At 61.0% G+C, this 19,933-nt stretch carries 21 protein-coding genes; 9 read left to right on the top strand and 12 right to left on the bottom strand.

The genetic code is table 11. The annotated features are described in order from the left end of the window. Positions 1-327 precede the first annotated feature (327 nt). Positions 328-1,734: a type I glutamate--ammonia ligase gene (glnA, locus tag MRY17_RS01670; protein ID WP_003187811.1), complete on the top strand. Its 1,407-nt coding sequence runs from the start codon at positions 328-330 to the stop codon at positions 1,732-1,734. Between the two features lie 72 nt (positions 1,735-1,806). Here glnA and MRY17_RS01665 read toward each other — a convergent pair whose 3' ends face one another. Further along, entirely contained in the window at positions 1,807-2,043 is a 237-nt protein-coding gene (locus MRY17_RS01665; RefSeq protein ID WP_243353178.1) for a DUF6124 family protein, read from the bottom strand. A 425-nt stretch (positions 2,044-2,468) separates the two neighbouring features. Between MRY17_RS01665 and MRY17_RS01660 the strand changes: the two genes are divergently transcribed. From MRY17_RS01660 to ntrC, 3 genes are all read left to right on the top strand, one after another. Then, entirely contained in the window at positions 2,469-3,005 is a 537-nt protein-coding gene (locus tag MRY17_RS01660; RefSeq protein WP_243353177.1) for a chorismate mutase, read from the top strand. A gap of 385 nt (positions 3,006-3,390) precedes the next feature. Beyond that, positions 3,391-4,476, top strand: coding sequence for a nitrogen regulation protein NR(II) (gene glnL, locus MRY17_RS01655; RefSeq protein WP_005783937.1), 1,086 nt, complete (start codon positions 3,391-3,393; stop codon positions 4,474-4,476). Beyond that, positions 4,473-5,909: a nitrogen regulation protein NR(I) gene (gene ntrC, locus MRY17_RS01650; protein ID WP_181282896.1), complete on the top strand. Its 1,437-nt coding sequence runs from the start codon at positions 4,473-4,475 to the stop codon at positions 5,907-5,909. The genes glnL and ntrC overlap by 4 nt, the downstream gene beginning before the upstream one ends. A gap of 450 nt (positions 5,910-6,359) precedes the next feature. Here ntrC and MRY17_RS01645 read toward each other — a convergent pair whose 3' ends face one another. Beyond that, entirely contained in the window at positions 6,360-6,800 is a 441-nt protein-coding gene (locus MRY17_RS01645; protein ID WP_243353176.1) for a hypothetical protein, read from the bottom strand. Here MRY17_RS01645 and MRY17_RS01640 point away from each other — a divergent pair. After that, on the top strand, positions 6,799-7,254 hold the full coding sequence (locus MRY17_RS01640; protein WP_057724495.1) for a tRNA (cytidine(34)-2'-O)-methyltransferase: 456 nt from the start codon (positions 6,799-6,801) through the stop codon (positions 7,252-7,254). The genes MRY17_RS01645 and MRY17_RS01640 overlap by 2 nt on opposite strands. Before the next feature lie 120 nt (positions 7,255-7,374). On the opposite strand, the gene secB is transcribed toward MRY17_RS01640, so the two are convergent. The 3 genes from secB to MRY17_RS01625 are packed head-to-tail and all read right to left on the bottom strand — an operon-like array spanning position 7,375 to position 8,558. Further along, entirely contained in the window at positions 7,375-7,854 is a 480-nt protein-coding gene (gene secB, locus MRY17_RS01635) for a protein-export chaperone SecB (protein WP_057724496.1), read from the bottom strand. A 34-nt stretch (positions 7,855-7,888) separates the two neighbouring features. Beyond that, positions 7,889-8,143 carry a glutaredoxin 3 gene (gene grxC, locus MRY17_RS01630; protein ID WP_181282898.1) on the bottom strand — a complete coding sequence of 85 codons (255 nt, stop codon included), beginning with the start codon at positions 8,141-8,143 and terminating at the stop codon, positions 7,889-7,891. A 1-nt stretch (position 8,144) separates the two neighbouring features. Continuing rightward, the gene (locus tag MRY17_RS01625; RefSeq protein WP_124356635.1) at positions 8,145-8,558 is read right to left on the bottom strand and encodes a rhodanese-like domain-containing protein; all 414 of its coding nucleotides are present in this window, start codon (positions 8,556-8,558) and stop codon (positions 8,145-8,147) included. 151 nt (positions 8,559-8,709) lie between these two features. On the opposite strand from MRY17_RS01625, the gene gpmI reads away from it, so the two are divergent. The 4 genes from gpmI to MRY17_RS01605 all read left to right on the top strand — a co-directional run bounded on the left by gpmI (position 8,710) and on the right by MRY17_RS01605 (position 13,904). Continuing rightward, the gene (gene gpmI / locus MRY17_RS01620) at positions 8,710-10,236 is read left to right on the top strand and encodes a 2,3-bisphosphoglycerate-independent phosphoglycerate mutase (RefSeq protein ID WP_124356634.1); all 1,527 of its coding nucleotides are present in this window, start codon (positions 8,710-8,712) and stop codon (positions 10,234-10,236) included. 259 nt (positions 10,237-10,495) lie between these two features. Next, positions 10,496-11,791, top strand: a complete 1,296-nt coding sequence (locus tag MRY17_RS01615) for a murein hydrolase activator EnvC family protein (protein WP_124431144.1) — start codon at positions 10,496-10,498, stop codon at positions 11,789-11,791. Positions 11,792-11,821: 30 nt separating this feature from the next. Then, complete coding sequence (locus MRY17_RS01610; RefSeq protein ID WP_065885757.1) at positions 11,822-13,129, top strand: S41 family peptidase; 1,308 nt, start codon at positions 11,822-11,824, stop codon at positions 13,127-13,129. A gap of 1 nt (position 13,130) precedes the next feature. After that, on the top strand, positions 13,131-13,904 hold the full coding sequence (locus MRY17_RS01605; protein WP_181282900.1) for a divergent polysaccharide deacetylase family protein: 774 nt from the start codon (positions 13,131-13,133) through the stop codon (positions 13,902-13,904). Positions 13,905-14,013: 109 nt separating this feature from the next. Here the strand turns inward: MRY17_RS01605 and MRY17_RS01600 are convergent, their stop codons facing one another. From MRY17_RS01600 to MRY17_RS01570, 7 genes are all read right to left on the bottom strand, one after another. Beyond that, positions 14,014-14,769 carry a substrate-binding periplasmic protein gene (locus MRY17_RS01600; RefSeq protein ID WP_191952689.1) on the bottom strand — a complete coding sequence of 252 codons (756 nt, stop codon included), beginning with the start codon at positions 14,767-14,769 and terminating at the stop codon, positions 14,014-14,016. Between the two features lie 66 nt (positions 14,770-14,835). After that, on the bottom strand, positions 14,836-15,606 hold the full coding sequence (gene hisF / locus MRY17_RS01595) for an imidazole glycerol phosphate synthase subunit HisF (RefSeq protein WP_191952688.1): 771 nt from the start codon (positions 15,604-15,606) through the stop codon (positions 14,836-14,838). Between the two features lie 9 nt (positions 15,607-15,615). Continuing rightward, positions 15,616-16,353 (bottom strand): 1-(5-phosphoribosyl)-5-[(5-phosphoribosylamino)methylideneamino]imidazole-4-carboxamide isomerase, encoded by a 738-nt coding sequence (hisA, locus tag MRY17_RS01590; protein ID WP_065885760.1) that lies wholly within the window; start codon positions 16,351-16,353, stop codon positions 15,616-15,618. A 39-nt stretch (positions 16,354-16,392) separates the two neighbouring features. Beyond that, positions 16,393-16,650, bottom strand: coding sequence for a DUF2164 domain-containing protein (locus tag MRY17_RS01585; protein ID WP_191952687.1), 258 nt, complete (start codon positions 16,648-16,650; stop codon positions 16,393-16,395). Continuing rightward, entirely contained in the window at positions 16,650-17,288 is a 639-nt protein-coding gene (gene hisH / locus MRY17_RS01580) for an imidazole glycerol phosphate synthase subunit HisH (RefSeq protein ID WP_181282904.1), read from the bottom strand. Before hisH ends, MRY17_RS01585 begins: the two co-directional genes overlap by 1 nt. Then, positions 17,288-17,881: an imidazoleglycerol-phosphate dehydratase HisB gene (hisB, locus tag MRY17_RS01575; RefSeq protein WP_003237513.1), complete on the bottom strand. Its 594-nt coding sequence runs from the start codon at positions 17,879-17,881 to the stop codon at positions 17,288-17,290. The genes hisH and hisB overlap by 1 nt, the downstream gene beginning before the upstream one ends. Positions 17,882-18,149: 268 nt before the next feature. After that, positions 18,150-19,811 (bottom strand): OFA family MFS transporter, encoded by a 1,662-nt coding sequence (locus tag MRY17_RS01570; RefSeq protein WP_065950073.1) that lies wholly within the window; start codon positions 19,809-19,811, stop codon positions 18,150-18,152. Positions 19,812-19,933: the final 122 nt, after the last annotated feature.

Genomic DNA, 19,933 nt, shown 5'->3' with positions numbered 1-19,933 from the left:
AGCGCGCGCCGGGCCTGCTGAAAAAGGGGGGCGCGGATTATAGCGGAAATCGCTCAAGGTTTAACCAGTTAATATGCATCGCATGTCCAGCGCACCAAAACGGGTCATCTACGCCAAATAACGCTACATTGCGGTGCGCTATTTATCGCCCGTTGGCCGTTTGCACCGTTATAGGGGCCACTTTGAAGCAAAAAGGCCATGTTGGCGCACTGGCATGCAATTTGCTCTCTTGTGAGGCAGGTTGCCTTGGCGGAGTATCCGCGCCGGCATCACCCAAATTCTAAGGGCTAACTCCACTACCAAGCCCGAAGCCACCCGGAGGACACCATGTCGAAGTCGGTTCAACTCATCAAAGATCATGACGTTAAATGGATTGATCTGCGCTTCACGGACACCAAAGGTACTCAGCACCACGTGACCATGCCGGCTCGCGATGCGCTGGAAGATGACTTCTTCGAAGTCGGCAAAATGTTCGACGGTTCCTCCATCGCCGGCTGGAAAGGCATTGAAGCCTCCGACATGATCCTGCTGCCAGACGACAGCACCGCCGTACTCGACCCGTTCACCGAAGAGCCGACCCTGATCCTGGTGTGCGACATCATCGAGCCTTCGACCATGCAAGGCTATGACCGCGACCCACGCGCCATCGCCCACCGTGCCGAGGAATACCTGAAGTCCACCGGTATCGGCGACACCGCATTCTTCGGCCCGGAGCCAGAATTCTTCATCTTCGACTCGGTGAAGTTCAAATCCGACATCTCGGGCTCCATGTTCAAGATTTTCTCCGAGCAAGGCTCGTGGATGTCCGACCAGGACGTGGAAGGCGGCAACAAAGGCCACCGTCCAGGCGTGAAAGGCGGCTACTTCCCGGTTCCACCGTTCGACTTCGACCACGAAATCCGTACCTCCATGTGCAACGCACTGGAAGAAATGGGCCAGACCGTTGAAGTTCACCACCATGAGGTGGCGACTGCCGGCCAGAACGAAATCGGCGTGAAATTCAACACCCTGGTGAAGAAAGCCGACGAAGTTCAGACCCTGAAATACTGTGTGCACAACGTTGCCGACGCCTATGGCCGCACCGCCACTTTCATGCCTAAGCCGCTGTACGGCGATAACGGCTCGGGCATGCACGTTCACGTATCGATTTCCAAAGACGGCAAGAACACCTTCGCCGGCGAAGGTTATGCCGGCCTGTCCGACACCGCTCTGTACTTCATCGGCGGCATCATCAAGCACGGCAAGGCCCTGAACGGCTTCACCAACCCATCGACCAACTCCTACAAGCGTCTGGTCCCTGGTTTTGAAGCGCCGGTGATGCTGGCCTACTCGGCACGCAACCGCTCCGCCTCGATCCGCATTCCTTACGTCAACAGCCCTAAGGGCCGTCGTATCGAAGCGCGTTTCCCGGATCCGGCCGCCAACCCTTACCTGGCCTTCGCCGCCCTGATGATGGCCGGCCTGGACGGTATCCAGAACAAGATCCACCCTGGCGACGCCGCCGACAAAAACTTGTACGACCTGCCGCCTGAAGAGGCCAAAGAGATCCCACAAGTGTGCGGCAGCCTGAAAGAAGCCCTGGAAGAGCTGGACAAGGGCCGTGCGTTCCTGACCAAAGGCGGCGTGTTCAGCGACGACTTCATCGACGCTTACATCGCCCTGAAAAGCGAAGAAGAAATCAAGGTGCGCACCTTCGTACACCCACTGGAATACGAGCTGTACTACAGCTGCTGATCCGGTAGCGCTGCTTGACGTAGCGTGATGAAAAGGACCTCCTTCGGGAGGTCTTTTTTTGCCTGTGGATTGTCAGATGGCCGCTTGGCGGTCAAGCATACGGCTGACCATCAGCGTCCCCATGGCGCTCAGTTGGTGAATGGCCAGTGCGATATCGCGGTGCTTGCCATCCAGGTCTTCGCAAAGGTCCAGCAACAAGGTACTGACCGAGGAGAAGGTTTCGAAGCTGTTGACCAGCAGGGATTCGTCGTCGCTGTCGGGATCGATGGCGATAACGGATGGGGGTGGATTTGGGGTTGGCTTGAACATGTCTTAACTTCCTCGAATGAGGCCGCCATCGACTCGCTACTAAACGATTGGGTGGCAGTTGGGCGCAGGTTAGTAGACCGGGGAAGTTAAGCAAAAACCGGCGCATCCGAAGATGCCCTGCACACAGCCGCCATAAAGAACGGTGCGGTACACGCTTAACTTGACCCTCAGGCTACTAAACCTGATCGCTGATGAGCAGCGACCGAGCAACCTTAGAGACGACAAGCCAGCCGTACAAGCCGGCGGATTCTGGCGCAACTGTAGGCAAGCGCGCAAGGTAAGGTAGCCTGCGCCTGACGCCCTACGCAGCCACTGTAGGAGCGAGCTTGCTCGCGAAAAACGCCAGGACACCACATCTCTTCAACATTTACGCGTTATCGTTAACGACCTTCGCGAGCAAGCTCGCTCCTACAAGGAGATCTCCATTGAAACGTCGATTTGTGTTCGCTCTGTTATTTGTCAGCGCCAGTGCCAGCGCCGCGCCGCCGACGCTTGAACCCTTGCTAAACAGCATCGCCGAACGCCTGGAGATCGCCGACCAGGTGGCCCTGAGCAAATGGGACAGCAAAAAGCCCGTAGAAGATAAAAAGCGCGAGCAGGAAGTGATCGCCAGCGTCGTCGCCCAAGCCCCGAGCTACAAACTGGACCCCGCCGTCGCCGAGCAGTTTTTCTCAGCGCAGATCGAGGCGAACAAACTGGTGCAATACACCCACCTGTCCGACTGGCAGTTCCAGGGCAAGGCGCCGGACGATCCGCGCCCGGACCTGGTCAAGCAGATTCGCCCGCAGCTGGATGAACTGCAAAAGCGCCTGTTGCAGCAGTTGGCCGACTTCACCCCACAGCGCACCGACCCGCAGTGTCCGCAGTGGCTGGCCGAGGCGGTGCATGAGCCACTCAATGACCCGCTGCGCCAACTGGCGATGATCCGCGCCACGGCCGAGCTGTGTATCTACAAAGGCTAGGCCTGGAAACCGATTAAAAAATGTGGGAGGGGGCTTGCCCCCGATGGCGGAGTGTCAGTGGACATTTATGTGACTGACCCACCGCAATCGGGGGCAAGCCCCCTCCCACACTTGGACTGTATGCATTCAGGGCCGTCTCTGGCACCTTCCTGAACAACCTTCACAAAACCGCACTATATTGGTGCGATAGCCTGCACCCTGCGCAGTTGTCCAGCCCATTTTGGTTCGAAACTTCCCGCTTAAGCTGGCAGAACGCCACAGTTTCGTGCCAAAACTCCCTATTTCAGGGCTTTAACGCTTCTTTTCGGAGCCTTGGTTTGGTTTTTGCATTTTCCTTGTATCAGCGTGTGCCTCAAGCCTGCGCCTTGCTCCAAAAGAGGTCCCGATGACCATCAGCGATGCACTGCACCGTTTGTTACTCGACAACCTGACCACCGCGACCATCCTGCTCAATGCCGACCTGCGCCTTGAGTACATGAACCCGGCGGCGGAAATGCTCCTGGCCATCAGCGGTCAGCGCAGCCATGGGCAGTTCATCAGCGAATTGTTCACCGAGTCGGCCGAAGCCTTGAGTTCGTTGCGCCAGGCCGTGGAGCAGGCGCACCCGTTCACCAAGCGCGAAGCGATGCTCACCGCCCTGACCGGTCAGACGTTGACCGTCGACTACGCGGTGACGCCGATCCTGAGCAATGGCGCCACCCTGCTGCTGCTTGAAGTGCACCCGCGCGACCGCCTGCTGCGCATCACCAAGGAAGAAGCGCAGCTGTCCAAGCAGGAAACCAGCAAGATGCTGGTGCGCGGCCTGGCCCATGAGATCAAGAACCCCCTGGGCGGCATTCGCGGCGCGGCGCAGTTGCTGGCCCGCGAACTGCCGGAGGAGCATCTCAAGGACTACACCAACGTCATCATCGAAGAGGCCGACCGCCTGCGCAACCTGGTGGACCGCATGCTCGGCTCCAACAAGCTGCCGTCCCTGGCCATGACCAACGTGCACGAAGTGCTGGAGCGCGTCTGCCAACTGGTCGAGGCCGAAAGCCAGGGCTGCATCACCCTGGTGCGCGACTACGACCCGAGCATTCCCGACGTGTTGATCGACCGCGAGCAGATGATCCAGGCGGTGCTCAATATCGTGCGCAACGCCATGCAGGCCATCAGCAGCCAGAACGAGTTGCGCCTGGGCCGCATCAGTCTGCGCACCCGCGCCCTGCGCCAGTTCACCATCGGCCATGTACGCCATCGCCTGGTGACCAAGGTCGAGATCATCGACAACGGCCCGGGCATCCCGGCCGAACTGCAGGAAACCATCTTCTTCCCCATGGTCAGCGGCCGCCCGGACGGTACCGGGCTGGGCCTGGCCATTACCCAGAACATCATCAGCCAGCACCAGGGCCTGATCGAATGTGAGAGCCATCCCGGCCACACCACGTTCTCGATCTTCCTGCCATTGGAACAAGGAGCCCCCACGACATGAGCCGTAGTGAAACTGTCTGGATCGTCGATGACGACCGTTCTATCCGCTGGGTCCTGGAGAAAGCCTTGCAACAGGAAGGCATGACCACCCAGAGCTTCGACAGCGCCGACGGCGTGATGAGCCGCCTGGCGCGCCAGCAGCCGGACGTAATCATCTCCGATATCCGCATGCCCGGCGCCAGCGGCCTGGACCTTTTGGCGCGGATCCGTGAACAGCACCCGCGCCTGCCGGTGATCATCATGACGGCGCACTCGGACCTGGACAGCGCTGTCGCGTCCTACCAGGGCGGCGCCTTTGAGTACCTGCCCAAGCCGTTCGACGTGGATGAGGCGGTGGCGCTGGTCAAGCGCGCCAACCAGCACGCCCAGGAGCAACAGAACCAGGAAGCCCCGCCGGCCCTGACCCGTACCCCGGAAATCATCGGCGAAGCGCCAGCGATGCAGGAAGTGTTTCGCGCCATCGGGCGCTTGAGCCACTCCAACATCACCGTGCTGATCAACGGCGAGTCGGGTACCGGCAAGGAGTTGGTGGCGCACGCCCTGCACCGTCACAGCCCTCGTGCAGCCTCGCCGTTCATCGCGCTGAACATGGCCGCAATCCCCAAGGACTTGATGGAGTCCGAGCTGTTCGGCCATGAAAAAGGCGCGTTCACCGGCGCGGCCAATCTGCGTCGCGGGCGCTTTGAACAGGCCGACGGCGGCACCCTGTTCCTCGATGAAATCGGCGACATGCCGGCCGATACCCAGACCCGCTTGCTGCGCGTGCTGGCCGACGGCGAGTTCTATCGCGTCGGTGGGCATACACCGGTCAAGGTGGATGTACGCATCATCGCGGCCACGCACCAGAACCTGGAAACCCTGGTGCAGGCCGGCAAATTCCGTGAAGACTTGTTCCACCGCCTCAACGTGATCCGCATCCACATCCCGCGCATGTCGGACCGCCGCGAAGACATCCCCACCCTCGCCCGCCACTTCCTCAGCCGCGCCGCCCTGGAGCTGGCCGTGGAGCCCAAGCTGCTCAAGAGCGAGACCGAGGAATACCTCAAGAACCTGCCGTGGCCGGGCAATGTGCGCCAGCTGGAGAACACCTGCCGCTGGATCACGGTAATGGCGTCCGGGCGCGAAGTGCATATCAGTGACTTGCCGCCGGAGCTGCTGAGCCTGCCGCAGGACTCGGCCCCGGTGACCAACTGGGAACAGGCGCTGCGCCAATGGGCCGACCAGGCCCTGGCACGCGGCCAGTCAAACCTGCTCGACAGCGCCGTGCCGGCGTTCGAGCGGATCATGATCGAGACCGCGCTCAAGCACACCGCCGGCCGCCGTCGCGATGCCGCCGTGCTGCTGGGCTGGGGGCGCAATACCCTGACGCGCAAGATCAAGGAGCTGGGGATGAAGGTGGATGGCGGGGATGACGACGAAGGCGACGACGCCTGATCACCGCTTTCTAATTCACTGAAAACCAATGTGGGAGGGGGCTTGCCCCCGATTGCGGTGGGTCAGCTACAGATAGGCTGGCTGATACACCGCTATCGGGGGCAAGCCCCCTCCCACATTTGGATCGTCACAAAATTTGAAGGTTGTGCACTGCTTCAATGCACCATGAACCGGCATTGGGCACTGACTTGAAACCTGAAAGATCGCTATTGCTAAAAAATTCTTGAAAGTTGAAACCACCAAAGCCCCGGATTCCGCGGCTTTGCGCTTTCTTGCAATCTTTTACCGCGCCAATTGCAAACTCTGGCACGCGCCCTGCAATAACCCAGGCACAACCCAGTTTCGGGGACCTTGGTACAGGCAGGCCGAGAATCCCCTCTTTAACACCGAAGCCTCTGGCTTCACCCCGTTTTGGGAGCCCTGGTACAGGCAGGCCGGGAACTCCCTCTTTTATTGCTCCTGGAGATGGACCTCCAGCCGCCAGCGGTCATCGACCTCCTGGCCTTTCCACTCCCCACGCAATGGCCGCGCCGCCACCAGGTTGAGCAGCAAACCGCCGTCGGTCTTGCGCACGCGCCAGTTCACAACCTTGTCATTGACCTTGAGCTGCCCGCCAGCGGCCTTGCCCTGCGCATCGAACAGCAGCGCCACGGTGCCGTCGATATGCTCGCCGTGCAACTTGGGCTCGCGGTTGAACCACGCCACCAGACCATCCGCAGCAGGCTCTACCTGCTGCAGCTCGACCGGTTCCGCAGTGGTCAGGCGACCAATCATCAAGCCCACCATCAAGCCGACGATCGCCAAAGAGCCCAATACCCTGGGCAATAGCTTCGGCCTCGGGTCGTCTTCGGGGGTAGAATGCAGCGCATCTTTGCCTTCGGAGCCGTGCATGTTTCACGTCATCCTTTTTCAACCAGAAATTCCGCCGAATACCGGCAACGTTATCAGGCTGTGCGCCAACAGTGGCTGCCACCTGCATTTGATCGAACCGCTGGGCTTCGACATGGACGACAAACGCCTGCGCCGCGCCGGGTTGGACTACCACGAGTACGCTACCCTGCAGCGCCATGCCGACCTGGCCAGCTGCCTGGAAAGCCTGGGCCAGCCACGCCTGTTCGCCTTCACCACCAAGGGCTCGCGGCCGTTTCATGATGCCAGCTTTGCCGAGGGCGACGCGTTTCTGTTCGGCCCGGAGAGCCGCGGCCTGCCGGCCGACGTCCTCGACGCCCTGCCGGATGGCCATCGCCTGCGCTTGCCGATGCGCGAGGGCTGCCGCAGCCTGAACCTGTCCAACACCGTAGCCGTCGCCGTCTACGAAGGCTGGCGCCAACTTGGCTTCAAATAACACCAGATAGCAAATGTGGGAGGGGGCTTGCCCCCGATTGCGGTGGGTCAGCTACAGATATGCTGGCTGATACACCGCTATCGGGGGCAAGCCCCCTCCCACATTTTTTACCGCATCGACTTACTGAACCGTCGACGAGCCTTCCTGTTGCATGCGCTGCAGCTCTTGGGCGTACAGGGCATCGAAGTTCACCGGTGCCAGCATCAGTGCCGGGAACGAGCCACGGGTGACCAGGCTGTCCAGGGTCTCGCGGGCATACGGGAACAGGATGTTCGGGCAGAACGCGCCCAGGGTGTGGCTCATGGACGCTTCGTCCAGGCCCTGGATCAGGAAGATGCCGGCCTGCTGCACTTCAGCGATGAAGGCTACTTCTTCGCCATTCTTGACGGTGACCGACAGGGTCAGCACGACTTCGTGGAAGTCGCCTTCCAGGGCTTTCTGGCGGGTGTTCAGGTCGAGCGCGACGCTTGGGGTCCATTCCTGGCGAAAGATCGCCGGGCTTTTCGGCGCTTCGAACGACAGGTCGCGCACATAGATGCGCTGCAGCGAAAACTGTGGGCCTTGGTCTTGCGCTGCTTCGGTGTTCGGTTGATCAGTCATCGCAGATCCTTCTTTATCTTGGGGTCTTTAGGGGTTAGGCGGACAGCAGCCCATCGAGTTTACCGGCGCGCTCCAAAGCCATCAGGTCGTCGCAGCCACCGATATGCCTGGCGCCGATCCAGATCTGCGGCACCGATGTGCGGCCGGCTTTCTGGGCCATTTCGGCGCGCACTTGAGGCTTGCCGTCGACCTTGATCTCTTCGAAGGCGACCTTCTTGCTCTGGAGCAACTGCTTGGCTCGAATGCAATAAGGGCAATAATCGCTGGAATACACGACAACCTGGCTCATATCACTTCACCAACGGCAGGTTATCGCCACGCCAGCTGCTGATGCCACCGGACAGCTTGGCGGCGGTGAAACCGGACTTGAGCATCTCGCGGGCGTGCGTGCCGGAGTGCTGGCCTTGGGCGTCGACCAGGATAATGGTCTTGGCCTTGTATTTTTCCAGTTCGGCCAGGCGCGCGATCAGCTTGTCCTGGGGAATGTTCAAGGCACCGACGATATGGCCGGTGGCGAAATCCTTGGCCGGGCGAATATCCACGACAACGGCTTCATCCTTGTTGACCAGCGCGGTCAGCTCCGATGTGCTCAGGCTGCGGCCACCACGGCTCAATTCGTGAGCGATCAGCAGCGCCAGCAGGATGACGAAGGCACCCACGAGCAGATAGTGGGCAGTGGCAAATGCAATCAGGTGATCAACCATCAAGGAGGTTCCAGGGCGTTAAAATGGCGGTAAGTATACACAGCCGCCGGGGGCGGCCAACCCCCGTAAAGCGGTGACGCGGTTGGAACTTCGCTTTAAACTGCCACTCACTTTTCCATTGCCTTCCTTTATTACCGCCGCGAGAGGATCTATGACTACCACGCCTAAACCTTTGGTCCTGATAATTCTCGATGGCTTCGGACACAGTGAAAGCCACCACGACAACGCGGTGTACGCTGCTCGCAAGCCTGTGCTGGACCGCCTCACCGCCACCGTGCCCAACGGTTTGATTTCCGGTTCCGGCATGGACGTGGGCCTGCCGGACGGCCAAATGGGTAACTCGGAAGTCGGCCACATGAATCTCGGCGCCGGACGAGTGGTCTATCAGGACTTCACCCGCGTGACCAAAGCGATCCGCGATGGCGAGTTTTTCGAAAACCCGACCATCTGCGCAGCGGTAGATAAAGCCGTCGCCGCCGGCAAGGCCGTGCACTTCATGGGCCTGCTCTCGGATGGCGGCGTACACAGCCATCAGGACCACCTGATCGCCATGGCCGAACTGGCCTTCAAGCGCGGCGCCGACAAGATTTACCTGCATGCCTTCCTTGACGGTCGCGACACCCCGCCCAAAAGCGCGCAGTCGTCCATCGAACTGCTGGACGCCACCTTCGCCGCCCTGGGCAAAGGCCGCATCGCCAGCCTGGTGGGCCGTTACTTTGCGATGGACCGCGACAACCGCTGGGACCGCGTGGCCCAGGCCTACAACCTGATCGTCGACGGCCAGGCCGAATTCAACGCCCCTACCGCCCAGCAAGGCCTGGAAGCCGCCTACGCCCGTGGCGAGAGCGATGAATTCGTCAAGGCCACCACCATCGGTGAACCGGTGAAAGTCGAAGACGGCGACGCCATGGTGTTCATGAACTTCCGCGCCGACCGTGCCCGCGAGCTGAGCCATGTATTTGTCGATGACGGCTTCAAGGACTTCGAACGCGCACGCCAGCCGAAAGTCGAGTTTGTGATGCTCACCCAATACGCCGCCAACATCCCGGCCCCGTCGGCGTTCGCCCCGGGCAGCCTGGAAAACGTGCTGGGCGATTACCTGGCGAAAAACGGCAAGACACAACTGCGCATCGCCGAAACCGAAAAATATGCCCACGTGACCTTCTTCTTCTCCGGTGGGCGTGAGGAACCGTTCCCCGGCGAAGAGCGCATCCTGATCCCATCGCCAAAAGTCGCCACCTACGACCTGCAACCGGAAATGAGCGCACCGGAAGTCACCGACAAGATCGTCGACGCCATCGAGCACCAGCGTTATGACGTGATCGTGGTCAACTACGCCAACGGCGACATGGTCGGCCACAGCGGCAACCTGGAAGCGGCCACCCAGGCCGTGGAATGCCTGGACCTGTGCGTGGGCCGCATCGTCGACGCCCTGGACAAAGTCGGTGGCGAAGCGCTGATCACCGCCGACCACGGCAACTGCGAGCAGATGTCCGACGAGTCCACCGGCCAGGCCCACACAGCCCACACCACCGAGCCGGTGCCGTTCATCTACGTCGGCAAGCGCGATTTCAAAGTGCGTAACGGCGGCGTACTGGCGGATGTGGCGCCGACCATGCTGATGCTGATGGGGCTGGAAAAGCCGAAGGAAATGACCGGGACCTCAATTCTGGTCTGATCTGAACAACACGGTAGATCCAATGTGGGAGGGGGCTTGCCCCCGATGACGGAGTGTCAGTCAACACTTATGTGACTGGTCCATCGCTATCGGGGGCAAGCCCCCTCCCACATTGGCCCTTCGGTGTTTGGAAGATATCTTTTTGCCATACCACCGCCACTCGGCACCTATCTTGCTCGCCAGCGCCAATTGGACGTTTTTTTTGCAGCGCTTGGCGGGCATACTAGGCCGTCCCTTTCCCCTGGTGTCGCCCGCCTCTATGCTTCGCGCCTTGATTACCCTCGCTCTTGTCTGCCTGCTCCAACCGGCATTTGCCGATGAGCGCGCACAAACCCAACAACAGTTGGACGCTACGCGTCAGGACATTACCGAGCTGAAAAAACTGCTCGGCAAGCTCCAGGAAGAAAAATCCGGCGTGCAGAAAGACCTGCGCGGCACGGAAACCGAAATGGGCAAGCTGGAGAAGCAGGTCCAGGAGCTGCAAAAAGAATTAAAGAAGAGCGAGTCGGAACTGGAGCGACTCGACGCTGAGAAAAAAAAACTCCAGAGCGCACGCGTTGAGCAGCAACGCCTGATCGCGATCCAGGCCCGTGCCGCCTACCAAAGCGGCCGCCAGGAATACCTCAAGCTGCTGCTCAACCAGCAGAACCCGGAAAAATTCGCCCGCACCCTCACCTATTACGACTACCTGAGCCAGGCGCGCCTGGCGCAGTTGAAGGGCTTTAACGAAACGCTGCGCCAATTGGCCAATGTCGAGCAGGAGATCAATGATCAGCAGGCACAGTTGCTCGACCAGAAGACTGCGCTCGACACCCAGCGCAACGAACTCGACAAGGTCCGCAAGGAACGCCAGCAAGCCCTGGCCAAGCTCAACGATGACGTAAAAGCCCGCGACGCCAAGCTGCAAGCCCGCGAGCAGGACCAGGCCGACCTGGCCAAAGTGCTCAAGACCATCGAAGAAACCCTGGCGCGCCAGGCACGCGAGGCCGAAGAAGCGCGGCAAAAAGCGCTGATCGCCCAGCAGGAAGCCGAAAAAAAGCGCCAGCGTGAGGCCGAACTGGCTGCCACCAGCGATGCGCCAGCCCCGCGCAAACCGGCGCATGCAGCGCCTGGCCCGCTGGTTTCCAGCAGCGGCGAGTCGTTCGGCGGGCCCTTTGCTTCAGCACGGGGCAAACTTCCATGGCCGGTTGATGGTCGATTACTTGCACGCTTTGGAGAAGCCCGTGGCGATGACACCCGTGCCAAGTGGGACGGTGTGATGATCAGCGCCTCTGCGGGCAGCCAGGTGCACGCCGTGCACGGCGGGCGCGTGGTGTTTGCCGATTGGCTGCGCGGGGCCGGTCTGCTGGTGATTCTTGACCACGGTAATGGCTATTTGAGCCTTTACGGCCACAATCAGACGTTACTCAAGTCGGCAGGTGATGTGGTAAAAGCCGGTGAATCCATCTCCACTGTCGGTAACAGTGGTGGCCAGGACACCCCGGCGCTGTACTTCGCTATTCGTCAGCAGGGTCGCCCGAGCGACCCTGCACAATGGTGCCGATCCCAAGGATAGGATTGCATCTACATTAGGAGTTCGTTCGACATGCTGCATTTGTCCCGCCTCACTTCGCTGGCCCTGACGATCGCCCTGGTGATCGGCGCGCCTCTGGCTTTTGCCGACCAGGCCGTTCCCGCCGCGACCGCTGCGACCACCAAGGCGCCTTTGCCGCTGGACGAGCTGCGCACCTTTGCCGAGGTCATGGACCGGATCAAGGCAGCCTATGTCGAACCCGTAGACGACAAGACCCTGCTGGAAAATGCCATCAAGGGCATGCTCAGCAACCTCGACCCGCACTCTGCCTACCTGGGCCCGGAAGATTTCGCCGAACTGCAGGAAAGCACCAGCGGCGAGTTCGGTGGCCTGGGCATTGAGGTCGGCTCCGAAGACGGCAATATTAAGGTTGTATCGCCAATCGACGACACCCCGGCATCCAAGGCCGGCATCCAGGCCGGTGACTTTATCGTCAAGATCAACGGCCAGCCGACTCGCGGCCAGACCATGACCGAAGCCGTCGACAAGATGCGCGGCAAGATCGGCCAGAAAATCACCCTGACACTGGTGCGCGACGGCGGCAATCCGTTCGACGTGACGCTGACCCGCTCCACCATCGTGGTCAAGAGCGTGAAGAGCCAGTTGCTGGAGTCGGGCTACGGCTACATCCGTATCACCCAGTTCCAGGTCAAGACCGGCGACGAAGTGGCCAAGGCCCTGGCCAAGCTGCGCAAGGACAACGGCAAGAAGCTCAACGGCATCGTGCTCGACCTGCGTAACAACCCGGGCGGTGTGTTGCAGTCGGCGGTGGAGGTGGTCGACCACTTCATCACCAAGGGCCTGATCGTCTACACCAAGGGCCGTATCGCCAATTCCGAGCTGCGCTTCTCGGCCACCGGCAACGATCTGAGCGAGAACGTGCCGCTGGCTGTGCTGATCAACGGCGGCAGCGCCTCGGCGTCGGAGATCGTCGCCGGCGCCCTGCAGGACCAGAAGCGCGGTGTGCTGATGGGCACCACGACTTTCGGTAAAGGCTCGGTGCAAACCGTATTGCCGCTCAATAACGAGCGTGCGCTGAAGATCACGACGGCGTTGTACTACACGCCCAATGGTCGCTCGATCCAGGCCCAGGGCATTGTGCCGGACATCGAAGTGCGCAAGGCCAAGATCACCAACGAGATCGACAGCGAGTACTACAAGGAAGCGGATCTGCAAGGCCACCTGGGCAATGGCAACGGCGGCGCCGACCAGCCGACCGGCAGCGGCGCCAAAGCCAAGCCGATGCCGCAGGACGACGATTACCAGTTGGCCCAGGCGCTGAGCCTGCTCAAGGGCCTGAGCATCACGCGCAGCCGTTGATATGCGTGTCGCGCTGATTGTCGCTGTGTTGTGCAGCCTGGCCGGATTCGCGCACGCGACGCCGGCCGGCGAGCCGCACAAGGCCTATCTCACCCTGATCATCGACGACCTGGGACAAAACCTGCCCAGGGATCGTCGCGTGCTGGCCCTGCCTGGGCCGGTCACCACCGCGATCATGCCCGACACACCCCACGCCGCCGAATTCGCCCGCGAGGCCCACAAGGCCGGAAAGATCGTGATCCTGCACATGCCCATGGACCCGGCCACCGGCCCGTTCGCCTGGCACCCCGAGCTGTCCATCGAAGAACTGGGCAAGCGCCTGGACGCCGCCTTCGAGGCCGTGCCCTACACCGCCGGCATCAATAACCATATGGGCAGCCGCATGACCGCCCAGCCGCAGGCGATGGCGTGGTTAATGGGCGAGCTGCAGAGGCGTCACAAGTTCTTTGTGGACAGCCGTACCAGTGCGCAAACGGTCGCTGCGGCCGAGGCGCAGAAGATCGGTTTGGCGCATGTTTCGCGGGATGTGTTCCTGGATGACGAACGCACCGAGGCAGCGATTACCACGCAGTTGCAAACCGCCATCAAGCTGGCGCATAAGCAGGGTTCGGCGGTGATGATCGGGCACCCTTACCCTCAGACCCTGGCGGTGCTGGAGCGCGAATTGCCCAAGCTCAAGGCGCAGGGTGTGGAGTGGATCGATATCAAGTTGATGATCAGTGTGCGCAGCAATCAGGCCATGAGTGCCCACGGCAAAAACGGCATCTATCGCTGACGATATCCCCATCCTGTAGGAGCGAGCTCGCTCGCGAAAAACCTGAGAACGCCGCGCGTACCCAAGATGCTCGCGTTATCGTTGACGTTTTTCGCGAGCAAGCTCGCTCCTACAAATAGTTGGCCATGATCTGGTCGATACGGCCTTCTTTGCGTAACTCATCCAGCGCAGCCTGGAGCCTGGCAACCACCTCATCCGGCACATCCCTGTTCAACGCCAGGTACAGCTGCGCACTGTTGAAGCGCAGTACGGTCTTGAGTCCGTTCACCCCCACCTGCCGCGCCAGATAACGACCGGCAGGATCTCCGGTGGCCCACAGGTCGATCTGGCCCTCCATGAGCTTTTGCGCATTGTCCTGGTCGCGCAAGGCGACAATCGGCTTGAGCCCTTGCTTGTCCAGGCTCTCGGCAATGGCATCACCTTTGTAGGCGCCAATCCTGTAGCGGCGCGCCTGCTCCAGGCCATCCAACTGGATCTTGCTGTCAGCCTTGGCCAACAGCACCCAGTCGTCAGGACCGATAGGGCCGACCCATTTGAATAGCGCTTCACGGTCGGGTAAACGCGCCATGACGAATACGCCATAGCCTGGCTTTTCCAGGGCGAGCTTGTAGATTCGTTCCCAAGGGAAACGCAGGGTAAGGTTGTAGGAGATGCCGGCGCGCTTGAACGTCTCGCGCATGATATCCACGGCGATGCCTTCGATATTCTCGTCCCTGGCGAAGTTTTTGCCGTTTTTCGCCATGTTGTAGGGCGGAAAATTTTCCGTCAGCAGCACCAGGGGGGTGTCAGACGATTCGTCGGCGTGCGCCGTAGCCACCATGAGCATGGAGGAACTGGCGAGGGCGAGCAGCAGGTGTTTGAACATGAAGGCTACCGGAATCCATGGCAAGCGCAGAGAGTGCCGCGAGCCTGCCATGCTGTCCAGCGGCGTTTAGCGCACGACGATACCGCGCGCGGCCATGTAGGCCTTTGCCTCGGGCACGGTGTATTCGCCGAAGTGGAAAATACTTGCCGCCAGTACCGCGCTGGCATGCCCTTCGATGACGCCATCGGCCAAATGCTGCAGGTTGCCGACACCACCGGAGGCGATCACCGGGATGCCCAGGGCATCGCTGATGGCGCGGGTTACGCCCAGGTCGAAGCCGTTTTTCATGCCGTCCTGATCCATGCTGGTCAGCAGGATTTCACCGGCGCCGAGGGCTTCCATCTTCATCGCCCACGCCACCGCGTCCAGCCCGGTCGGTTTGCGCCCGCCGTGGGTGAAGATCTCCCAGCGCGGGGTTTCGCCCGGACCTGAGACTTTCTTGGCGTCGATGGCCACCACGATGCATTGCGAGCCGAAGTGCTGCGCCGCTTCGCCGACGAACTCGGGGTTGAACACCGCGGCGGTGTTGATGGAGACCTTGTCCGCGCCGGCATTGAGCAGGTTGCGGATGTCCTGCACAGTGCGCACGCCGCCGCCCACGGTCAGCGGGATAAACACCTGGCTGGCCATGCGCTCGACCGTGTGCAAGGTGGTGTCGCGGCCGTCGACGCTGGCAGTGATGTCGAGAAAGGTAATCTCGTCGGCACCCTGCTCATCGTAGCGACGGGCGATTTCCACCGGATCGCCGGCATCACGGATGTTCTCGAACTTGACGCCCTTGACCACGCGACCGTTGTCGACGTCCAGGCAAGGGATGATGCGTTTGGCCAGCGCCATGGTCAGTCCTCAGCCGTTGTAGGCGTCGCAGTAAGCCTGGGCTTCGGCGACGTCCAGGGTACCTTCATAGATTGCGCGGCCGGTGATGGCACCGATGATGCCGGGGGCCTTGGCGTCCAACAGTGACTTGATGTCACCCAGGTTGTGAATGCCGCCGGAAGCGATCACCGGGATCTTCGTCGCAGCGGCCAGCGCGGCGGTGAACGGTACGTTGCAGCCCTGCATCATGCCGTCTTTGGCGATGTCGGTATAAACGATGGCGGACACGCCGTCGGCTTCGAACTGTTTGGCCAGGTCGATCACCTGCACGGTGCTGATCTCGGCCCAGCCGTCGGTGGCGACGAAGCCGTCCTTGGCATCCAGGCCGACGATCACCTTGCCAGGGAATGCGCGGCAGGCTTCGGCGACGAAGGCCGGGTCTTTCACGGCCTTGGTGCCGATGATCACGTAGCTCACGCCGGCTTTGACGTAATGCTCGATGGTTTCCAGGGAGCGGATACCGCCACCAATCTGGATCGGCAGGTTCGGGTAGCGCCTGGCAATGGCCGTGACCACTTCGCCGTTGACCGGCTGGCCTTCGAAGGCGCCGTTCAAGTCCACCAGATGCAGACGACGACAGCCCCCTTCCACCCATTTGGCGGCCATGCTCACCGGGTCATCGGAGAACACCGTGGAATCTTCCATGCGGCCCTGGCGCAGACGGACGCAGGCGCCGTCCTTGAGATCGATAGCGGGGATAATCAGCATCTGGCAAACCTTATTCGATATTCAGCAATGCTTGGGAAATCAGGGTTTCTCAAGCGACCACAGGTCGCTTTCGATGCTTTCGAACCTTTCTTTGAGGAGCGTCTGCGTATCGAAAATCGCCCTGTTGTAATAGTGCGGCGCCACTTCGGTGGTGAACAGCTCAAGAATCTCGGCGACCTCGAACGAGCCCAGCCTGAGCTCGAAGCGGTCTTCCATGAATCGCTTGATCTTTTCGGTGGCCTCACGCTCCTGCTCGGGCGTGAGGTTCAAGATCGGCGGCTTCGGCTTCTTGGCCATTACCAACGACCGTCCCACGCGGCGAAGTTCTGCAGCAATTGCAGGCCATGGGTATGGCTCTTCTCCGGGTGAAACTGCACGGCAAAACGCGAACCGTCGGCCAGCGCGGCGGCAAAATCGACGCCGTAATGCCCGCCACCCACCACTTGGCGCCGATTACCGGCGGCGATGTAATAGCTGTGCACAAAGTAGAAGCGCGCCATGTCCGGAATCTCGTGCCACAGCGGGTGATCCACCGCGCGACGTACTTCGTTCCAGCCCATGTGCGGCACCTTGAGGTGCTCGCCGTCTTCATGCAGGTCTTTGCCGAAGAACTTCACCTGGCCGGGAAACAGACCGATGCAGTCGACACCGCCGTTCTCTTCACTGCTGTCGAGCAGGGCTTGCATGCCCACGCAGATGCCGAGGAACGGACGGTCCTGGCTGACTTCGCGCACCAGGCTGTCAAAGCCCAGGCGACGGATCTCGGCCATGCAATCGCGAATCGCGCCAACGCCTGGAAACACCACGCGGTCGGCTTCGCGAATCACATTGGCATCGCTGGTGATCAGCACCTTGCCGGCACCTACGTGTTCGAGCGCCTTGGCCACCGAGTGCAGGTTGCCCATGCCGTAATCGATAACCGCGACCGTCTGCATTACAGGACGCCCTTGGTCGACGGCATTTGCCCGGCCATGCGGTCATCCAGCTCGACGGCCATGCGCAGCGCGCGGCCGAATGCCTTGAACACGGTTTCGATCTGGTGGTGAGTGTTGGTGCCGCGCAGGTTGTCGATGTGCAGGCTGACCAGGGCGTGGTTGACGAAACCCTGGAAGAATTCCTGGAACAGGTCGACATCGAAGCCGCCCACGGTGGCGCGGGTGTAGGGCACGTGCATCTGCAGGCCCGGGCGGCCGGAGAAGTCGATGACGACGCGCGACAGCGCTTCGTCCAGCGGGACATAGGCGTGGCCGTAGCGACGGATGCCTTTTTTGTCACCGATGGCCTTGGCAAAGGCTTGGCCGAGGGTGATGCCCACGTCTTCCACCGTGTGGTGGTCGTCGATGTGCAGGTCGCCCTTGCTGACGATATCCAGGTCGATCAGCCCGTGACGGGCGATCTGGTCCAGCATGTGCTCAAGAAAAGGTACACCGATATCGAATCGGGCCTTTCCGGTGCCATCCAGGTTGATCGAGGCTTTGATCTGGGTTTCCAGAGTGTCGCGCTCGACGGACGCCATACGTTCGACCATCACCAGCTCCGCAAATCATTGGGCGAAAAAGGCAGCCATTATAGGGGCGCGGGCGCTAAACAGAAACATCGGAGGGGATAAGACTGACGAGTTGAAGCGGGGAATGTCGGGGATAGACATGTGCATACATGTGGGACCCAGCCCACCGGAACACTGGACAACCAATGTGGGAGGGGGCTTGCCCCCGATAGCAGTGGGTCAGTCAACAATGCATTGACTGATGCGCCGCTATCGGGGGCAAGCCCCCTCCCACAAGGGTTTTGCAATGTTAGTGGAACAGTACTGCGGTCTTCTGCAGGGTCACCCACACACCCCACGCCAACGGAATGCCCACTACCAGCCAGGCGGCGACCGCCAATGGCTTGCTGCCAGGGGAGGCTTTCCACTCCAGCACGGTGCTGGCATCGGCGCCTTTGTCATGGCCCAGCGCCTGCTCGGCGGCGAGTTCGGCGTCGGTCATGAAGTACTTGTCGGCCACAGGACGCACCAGCAGGTTGCAGATGAAGCCCAGCACCAGCAGGCCTGCGAGGATGTACAAGGTGATGTCATAGGCCGCAGCGCGTTCGACGCCGATGCTCAACTGATATTCACGCAGGTAGTTCACCAGCACGGGGCCCAATACGCCGGCAGCGGCCCAGGCGGTCAGCAGGCGGCCGTGGATAGCGCCGACCATTTGCGTACCGAACAGGTCGGCCAGGTAAGCCGGGACCGTCGCAAAACCACCGCCGTACATCGACAGGATGATGCAGAACGCCGCGACGAACAGTGCCACGTTGCCCAGGTGCCCCAGGTTCGGGATCAGCGCGTACAGGGCAAAGCCCAGGGCGAAGAACACGAAGTAGGTATTTTTGCGCCCCAGATAGTCGGAGAACGACGCCCAGAAGAACCGGCCACCGATGTTGAACAGGCTCAACAGGCCGGTAAAGCCTGCCGCGATGGCGGCAATCGATGCGAGTTGCCCGGCATCCAGCTGACCGAACGGTACGTCCAGCCCCAGCAACTTGCCACCGAACACTTCCTGCAGCAGCGGCGAAGCCATGCCTAGGATGCCGATACCGGCCGACACGTTCAGGCACAGCACCAGCCATACCAGACGGAATTGCGGGGTTTTCCACGCCACGTTCACATGCACATGACGGTGAGTGATCATCGCATTGCTGGCTTTTTTCGCCGGCGCGGTCCAGCCCTCAGGCTTCCAGCCGGTCGGCGGAACACGATAGGACAATGCGCCACCGATCATGAACACGAAGTAGATCGCAGCCATCACCAGGAAGCTCTGCCATACGCCCACGCTGGTCGGCGAAGCGAAGTGGCCCATCAGTGCTGCCGCCAGCGGTGCACCGACCATCGCGCCGCCACCGAAGCCCATGATCGCCATGCCGGTCGCCATGCCGCGTTTGTCCGGGAACCACTTGATCAGCGTGGACACGGGCGAGATATAGCCCAGGCCCAGGCCGATACCGCCAATGACCCCGGAGCCGATCCACATCAGCCAGATCTGGTGGGTATAGATACCCAACGCCGAGATCAGCAGGCCACCGCACCAGCACAGCGCCGAGACAACACCGGCCTTGCGTGGCCCGGCATGTTCCAGCCAGCCGCCCCAGATTGCAGCCGAGCAACCCAGGAAGATGAAGAACAGGGTGTAGATCCAGCCCAGCATGGAGATGGGCCAATCGCATTGGGACGAGAAGACCTGAGCGATAAAGCTCATATCCGGCGCACAGGCGACCGGTGCGGTGATGCCCAGCGCCTTGGACAGCGGCAGCCAGAACACCGAGAAGCCGTAGGCCATGCCGATGCACAGGTGGATGGCCAGGGCGGCCGGCGGAACCAGCCAGCGGTTGAAGCCGGGCTTGGCGATAATGCGTTCCTTGGACAGGAACGCAGGCGGTGCGGCGTTGATACCGGCCGCAGTGCTAGTGCTCATTGGTGTTTCCCCCAGTTATTGGTATGCGTCCGTCAGGCGCGCTTCCCCCTCGACCTTGCACGCAATGCGTGGCCGTTTTTTTGAGCGAAACTCCATTTTGGCGCGACGATACGTCGCAGAAG

Source organism: Pseudomonas orientalis (assembly GCF_022807995.1).
GTDB classification, from domain to species: domain Bacteria; phylum Pseudomonadota; class Gammaproteobacteria; order Pseudomonadales; family Pseudomonadaceae; genus Aquipseudomonas; species Aquipseudomonas orientalis_B.
This window is presented reverse-complemented; position numbering and strand designations above follow the sequence as displayed.